General features: G+C 61.6%; 1 protein-coding gene. It reads left to right on the top strand.

What is annotated here, in order from left to right:
* The coding region (locus RMT89_RS43170) for a hypothetical protein (protein WP_315889224.1) at window positions 1–271 on the top strand (271 nt) is incomplete at both ends.

The following is a 271-nucleotide window of genomic DNA, read 5'->3' as shown; positions in this document are numbered from 1 at the left end:
GCGTGCACATCGGCAACGTGTTCGTGATGGCCGGTGTGCCGATGATCATGCGCGCGATGATGGATGCGATCGAACCCAAGCTTCAGCGCGGCGCCGTCGTGCACGCGGCAACCGTGCAGACGAAGGTTCCTGAGGGCCGCCTCGCAGAGGGACTCAAGAAAATCCAGGTTGACCATAAAGAGGTCGCAATCGGCAGCTATCCCTTCTACCGCGAAGACGGAAACGGCGTTCAACTTGTCGCGCGCGGGCGTGACGCAGCCGAAGTCGAGAC

The sequence above is a fragment of the Streptomyces sp. P17 genome (assembly GCF_032436805.1).
Lineage (GTDB): Bacteria > Actinomycetota > Actinomycetes > Streptomycetales > Streptomycetaceae > Streptomyces.
This window is presented reverse-complemented; position numbering and strand designations above follow the sequence as displayed.